General features: G+C 69.8%; 5 protein-coding genes. All 5 read right to left on the bottom strand.

The features are described from left to right. Window positions 1-231, bottom strand: a 231-nt coding sequence (locus Mth01_RS15680; protein ID WP_204016587.1) for a hypothetical protein, incomplete at its 3' end; no start/stop codon positions are given. A 401-nt stretch (window positions 232-632) separates the two neighbouring features. Continuing rightward, a complete protein-coding gene (locus Mth01_RS15675; protein ID WP_204016586.1) occupies window positions 633-1421 on the bottom strand; it encodes a hypothetical protein in 789 nt (262 codons plus the stop codon). Beyond that, window positions 1421-2404: a MinD/ParA family ATP-binding protein gene (locus tag Mth01_RS15670; protein ID WP_204016585.1), complete on the bottom strand. Its 984-nt coding sequence runs from the start codon at window positions 2402-2404 to the stop codon at window positions 1421-1423. Before Mth01_RS15670 ends, Mth01_RS15675 begins: the two co-directional genes overlap by 1 nt. A 44-nt stretch (window positions 2405-2448) precedes the next feature. Then, window positions 2449-4548 (bottom strand): hypothetical protein, encoded by a 2100-nt coding sequence (locus Mth01_RS15665; protein WP_204016584.1) that lies wholly within the window; start codon window positions 4546-4548, stop codon window positions 2449-2451. Window positions 4549-5139: 591 nt separating this feature from the next. After that, a complete protein-coding gene (locus Mth01_RS15660; protein ID WP_204016583.1) occupies window positions 5140-6378 on the bottom strand; it encodes a hypothetical protein in 1239 nt (412 codons plus the stop codon). Window positions 6379-6380 lie beyond the last annotated feature (2 nt).

The raw sequence follows: 6380 nt of genomic DNA, 5'->3' as shown, positions 1-6380 counted from the left end.
TTCGGCGTCCGCGGTCTCTCCCCCTTCCGTGCTCTCTTCGGCGTCCGCGGTCTCTCCCCCTTCCGTGCTCTCTTCGGCGTCCGCGGTCTCTCCGCCGTCGCCGGAGGTCGTGGGCTGGTCGCCCGACGATGGGCCCTCCGAAGTCCCGGAGTCGCCGGCGGACATGGTGTCGTTCCCGGTCTCGGTTTCTTCCACAGACGCCCGGTCGGCTGTGGACACACGCTCGCTCATGGAGACGGGAGCCTGGGATGTCGGGGCCTGCGGAGGAACTACGCCGGGCGCGGTCGGCACCGAGGACTGCGAAGTTCCGAGAGCGGCCGCGCTCCACGGCTGGGCGACAATCGCGCCCGCCGTCGCGGAGACCGCCGCCAGGAGCAGGCCGGAGACCATGGTCGTACGTCTTCTTGGAGACATCCGAGGAGTCATGTCAAGCTCTTCTCAGTTCCGGTAGGGGGTGGCCAGGGGGTCGGTGATTCTTAGCCGTTGGGGATGAGGTCACATGAGTTCGCACCGCCGTTTTCGCGCGGCCCGCCCGTACTGATCGGGCTGCCGAAACCGGCCGACCAGTGCGCCGAGCACCGTTTTGGGCGTGCGGCTGTGGATGTCACTCATGCACAGGTCCTGAAGAAGGGTCAGGGAGTCGGAACAGGGGCCTGGGGGCCGGTGAGGGACTTCCAGCCGGCCGCGGCGAATTCGGGAGTGTCGGGGAGGGCCGCGGCGGGCACCGCGGGAGGCGCGGGGTCGGGAATGTTGACCCAGTCCCCCCTGCCCGTGCCGCGCGCATCAGGAAGCCAGGTCATGAGCAGGTTCATGGCATAGGGGCTGGAGTAGACGGACGCGCCGTCGCCCGTGCCCTTGGTGGCGGTCACCAGGACCAGCACGGAGACCTGGACCTGGTCGTCGCTCCGGGCCTGCCACTGGACGCCGATGGCCTGCGTCCGCAGTGCCGCCCCTTCGGGGAGCTTCCCCTCCGGGGGCAGGTCGAGGGTCTCCCGCCATCCCTGCACGACCGCCCGGGCGCCCTCACGGGCGGCCTTCCGCTGGTCGGGTCGGGCGTACAGGGCTGCCGCCTGTTCTGCCTGGGCCCGGTCCAGCGTCCAGGCGCCTTCGAGTGTGGCGGAGGCCGCCGACACCGCCCCGATCTCGGAATGAGGGAAACCGATCGGATATCCGGCCGCGCCCTCGCGTCCGGACGGCTCCGCCAACGCGATGGCCGGCGCCGTACGAACGGGGACGGGGGCCTCCTTCGATTCCGCCCGCCGTGTCTGCAGCACGATGACCGTGACCGCGAGCACGGTGACGATCCCGACGATCACGAGCAGGACGACACGTGGGTTCCATCGCCGCTGCGGGCCCAGGTCCCAGTCGAGGTCCGAATCCCAGTCGAGCATCTGCCCCGGGTCGCGATCCGTTGTCGCCACTAGCTGCTCCGGTCGGGACGCTGACCGAACGCCTGACCCGCCGCGGCGGCGAGCCTCAGGTACGCGCCACGGGTGGTCGGCCGGAGCCGGGTCAGGTCGACCTCCGCTCCCTCCTTCAGGTGAGGGTCGAACGGCACTCGCACGACCGCCCGGCAGCGGTTCGTGAAATGTCGCTCCAGCAGGTCCACGTCGACGTGTGATTTCGGCTCCACCGCGTTCAGCACGACGATCGCGTTCCTGACGAGGCGTCCGTGGCCGTGCGCGGTGAGCCAGTCGAGGGTCGCCGCGGCGGAGCTCGCGCCGTCGACCGCGACCATGGTGACCAGCACGATCTGGTCGGCCATCTCCAGCGTCGCGCCCATGGCGCCGTGCAGCAGGCCGGTGCCGCAGTCGGTGATGCAGATCGAGTAGTACCGTTCGATCAGCCCGGCGACCGTACGGTAGTCCTCCGCGTCGAACGCCTCGCTGACCGCCGGGTCCGAGTCGGAGGCCAGGACCTCCAGCCGGGCCGGTGACTGCGAGGTGAATGCCCGGGCGTCGGCGTAGCGGACGATGTGCGGCGCCTCGGCGAGCAGAGTGCGGATGGTCGCCGCGGTCTCCGACTTGACCTTGAGTCCCAGCGTCCCGCGGTCTGGGTTCGCGTCGATCGCGATCACCCGGTCGCCGCGTAACGACGCCAGGGTGTTGCCCAGGGCGGCGGTCGTCGTGGTCTTGCCGACGCCGCCCTTCAGGCTCATGACCGCGATCCGGTGATGGCCGCTCGCGACGGGCGTCTGAGCGTGGGCGATGAGCGTCCGCCGTTCCTGCTCCGCCGCGGACTCCGCCGGCATGATCTTGCCTCCGGAAAGCCGGTACACGAGCCGCCGCCACCCGCCCGCGGGCTCGGCTCGGCGGTTCGTGAGCAGATGTTCCGCCGTGAGCGGCACCGTCTCCGGAAAGTGTTCGGCCGCTGGAGCCGACGCGGGTATGTGGGTCTCGGGCATGACCGGGGGGTCCTTTCACAGCGGAAAGATGAGGGGGAGGGCTGTCAGCAGGTGCGCCAGCGCACTGTCACGGTCGCGCTCTTCGAGCCGGTCGGACCGTGCAGGACCAACGGAGCCTTGGCGGGCGGAGGCGGGCCGCACCAGTAACGCACCCGCTGCGCACGCACGCTTATGACGTCGCTCCGTCCGGGTCGCAGGGTGCCGCTGGACGGCTTGACGACCAGATCATTCGCCGTTATGCGCCATTTGAGGGGCTTTTCGGAGGTGGTCGAGAGCGTGATGCCGCCTCGACCGAAATCATCGAGCTCGACCACGGACTGGATCCGCAGGCCGCCCACGGCCAGAGTGACAGTCTCCGAGCCTCCGTCCCCTGCCTCCAGAACCCTGGGCTCCGACCCCCCCGGCTCCGACCTCCCCGGCTCAGAGACACCGGACTCAGCCGTACCGACATCCGAAGTGGCGGTCGGCGTCGACGCCCCGGAGCCTGTGGAGGCGGTGCCCGCAGAGGCAGAGCCCGCCAGGACAGAGTTCTCGGAGGCAGTGTCACCCGCGACCGTGGCCCCGGCGACCGTGGCCCCGGCCGCGGAGGGGCGTAAGGACCCGGCCGCCTCGCCCGGCTGATCGGCCGGGGCCAGGAGGTTGATCCCGGCCAATGTGCCCGCCGCGCCCGCGACTACGGTGATCACGACTCGGATGGCGGTCGCGCGGAGCAGCGCCCACATCCGGGAGATCATCTCAAGGATCCTGGCGGAGGCTCCGTCCTCCTGCTCGAGATCATGGTCGAGATCAGGGTCGAGATCAGGGTCGTGCTCCCGGCCGCGGGGCAGCGCGTGCCGTGCCGTACGGGCGGCCCGCCCGAGGTCCGCGGAATTTCTCCTCGAAGCGGGGGCGGCGTTCGGGACGGTGAAGCTGCTCAGTGCCGGGGCGCCTTGCGGAATGCGTGCGTCGCTCGGGTCGGCCGCACCACCCGACGCGTCGCTCGGGTCGGCCGTACCACCCGACTCGGGCTTGGGGCGGGGCTTCTCCGCGGGGCCGGCCGGGATCGTACGGGCTCTGATCTGGGAGAGCAGCGCGTCGTACAGCGGCGTCTCCGCTCCCCCACCCACCACCGGCCCACCCACCACCGGCCCACCCACCACCGGCCCACCACCCCCCGCCGACCCGCGCGCGTACGGTACGACCGGCCCGGTCGGCGTGGACGGCACCACCGGCGGAGGCGATAAGGGCGGCACGGGCGAGCGCCGCGGCGGTGCGGACGGGGCAGGGTCCACGGCGACGGGCGCGGCGAGTGGCATGCCGAACGACGCGGGGGGCCGATGAACCGGCTGAGCCTGCTCAACCGCTGAAACGCCACCGGGCGGTTGAGCGGCGTCGGACGGCGGAAGAACGGCGGCCGATGTGATGATTTCGGTGAGGCGCCGCTTGACCTCGGGAGACAGTGCCGTGATCGGCGGGTGGGAGAGGATCTGCGGCACGGTGTATCGGATGTTGATCGGCCGCTTGCATACCAGGCACGTGACGATGTGCCGCAGCAGGGCGGTACGGGCACCGGCCTCTTCGGCGGCCGACTGAGCCGACTGAGCCGGCTGGACCGGCTGGACCGGCTCTGCCGGGAAGACCGCGCTGACGAGCGGACCGAGATCCGGGCAGATGGGACGACCACGCGCGAGACCGTCCAGCCCGCTCACCAGGATCTCGATGATGTCCTGGGTCCTGACCACGAGCCTGCCGACCTCGCGGATCGACAGCGCCAGCACGTAGGAGAGATCACGGAGAGGCAACTCGTGGCGGTACAGCAGGCGCAGCGTCTCCGCACCGAACGGGTCCACCAGGGACCATGCCCGCCTGACCGCCTCGTCGTCGGGCGTGCCCGGTCCTGGGCCCGGCCGGTATGTCACCCGGCTGTCGGCATAGTTGGCGCACTCACTGCGTACGGCGGCCAGAAGCCGGGCGCGAGTTGCGATATTCCCGGACTCGTTGTGCCGGGCGCATGCCGTCAGGGCGGCGGCGACCGCCGACATCGACCGGTCCGGATCGAGGTGATGAGAGGCGTAGTCGACGAGGTGAGCGCCATGGTCGTCCACCCACACCATCCCCTGGCCGGGGTCGAGCGCGAGGTCCCCGGGTCCGGTCGGCGAGTTCATGGGCGTCCGGGCTTGGCGACCACTGCGTGGGCGTCATGTTCGGCCTGAGCATCACTGCGACTTTGGGGGCGCACGCGCCTTACTGGAAAAGCCGCTACATACCGATACATAGATTGAGATCTTAGACTGACACCCTTCTGTTGGGAAGGAAAACAACCAGAGAAATCATCGGCCCATAATAACTCTGAATAGCGACGATATGGTCATCCGAAAACGGCCCAGAAGGCACATCCGTTATATGTCGCAGCTTCTATGGAGATGTCCGGCAAGAAGATCGTGTCAAGCAAACTGCAGCAAACAGGACATCCCACACCCAGTGCCGATCGCTGTAAGGATTCCCTCCGTAACGCGATGTGAATTCCTTTCATAACCGCCCGACCGCCCAGGGCTTCGCCACGACCGACCGCGGCGAACATCAATGAAGAACTTGCGGAAATCGGCGCCTCGGGTGCGGCTCAGGCCCCGACGGTCCCGTCGATCCCCTCCCGGAGAAAGTCCGCGTACCCGTTGTCGCGGCCGTACCCAGGAGCACATGCACCATCACCATCCGCAGCGACACCTCCTCGCCCCGCGGCGACCGATCACCCGTTCTCAGCCGAGACGGGCCCGGCGTCCGAGCAGTGCCCGGACGCGAGCCCGCCGGGCGTACTCCTTCGCGGCCAGGAAGATGGCAAGGGCTTCCGGGCCGAGCAGCAGGGCCGTGCACAGCAGGGAGTACCAGAACCGGAGGCTGAACGGCCCGAGGAGAAGACCACCCGCCGCCCACCGGAGCACGGTCACGGCGACGGGGACCACGAAGAAGACGAACCAGGCCAGGACGCCGATGAATCCGGCCAACCACAGCCAACGGAACCAGCGGCCGGCCCGCAGGTCGGCGGGGGCGGCCCCGGCGAGTTCCTGGGCCTGCTCGGGGGTGAGGCGGCCGAACGCCCGCCGCAGCAGCAGCGTCTTCACGCGCCACAGGTCGCGGCAGCCGAGGGCGTTGACCAGCACCGCGTACAGGTCGGTACGCAGGAAGATCATGCACTGCCACAGCAGGCCGCCCAACGTCACGAACACCCATACCGCGAACGTCCCGTCCACCAGCGGCGGCGGGGACCACAACCCTTCCTGGCTCAGCAGACGGGCGCCCAGCAGCAGGCTGAGCACGGTCACGTCCATCGCCATCCCGCCGAGCAGCGGGCCGTACCGCTGGCGGCGGGGCACGGTCCACACCTGGGTGAGGTCGGTTTCGAAGACGAGCAGCATCATCCGCCGATCCACACCGAAGCGGGATCTGACGCCGATCGCCCGGGCGGCGAGCCAGTGCCCGCACTCGTGCAGGGCCGTCGCGGCCATGACGAACGGCATGAGTAACAGGGCGCTCAGGCCGATGTCGTCGAGCAGGAAAGCGTCCTGCTCCGGGCTCGGGAACAGGGACGGCGAGACGATGAAGACGGCGAGGCAGAACAGCGCGAGGGCGGCGTAGACGGTCCAGGCCGCCGGGCCGAAGAAGGGACGGGCCACCCGCTGACTCACCCCGGCCATCCAGCGGCGCATCTGGATGGGCGCGGTGCGTACGGCCTGGCGTTCCCCGCCGGTCCGGTCCGCCACGAAGCCGAGTTCGGTGAGGGTCGCCATGAACGACGGCATGTCGACCGGCTCCCCGGCGAACGCCTCGGCCTCGGCACCCGCCTCCTCCGCGGTGGCACCGCGCAGCAGCGCGGAGATCACCACCCCGCCGACGGCGGGCATGGTCACGAACGTGCCGGTGTCCGGGTCGCCGACCAGCACCTCGTCGCCCTCCTCGACCAGGGTCAGCGGGCGCAGCGGAACGATGGTGCCGCTCATCG

It is taken from the genome of Sphaerimonospora thailandensis (assembly GCF_016863115.1).
In the GTDB taxonomy this organism is placed as follows: Bacteria; Actinomycetota; Actinomycetes; order Streptosporangiales; family Streptosporangiaceae; genus Sphaerimonospora; species Sphaerimonospora cavernae.
Note: the sequence above shows the minus strand (reverse complement) of the source record. Positions and strands in the feature narration are given on the sequence as shown.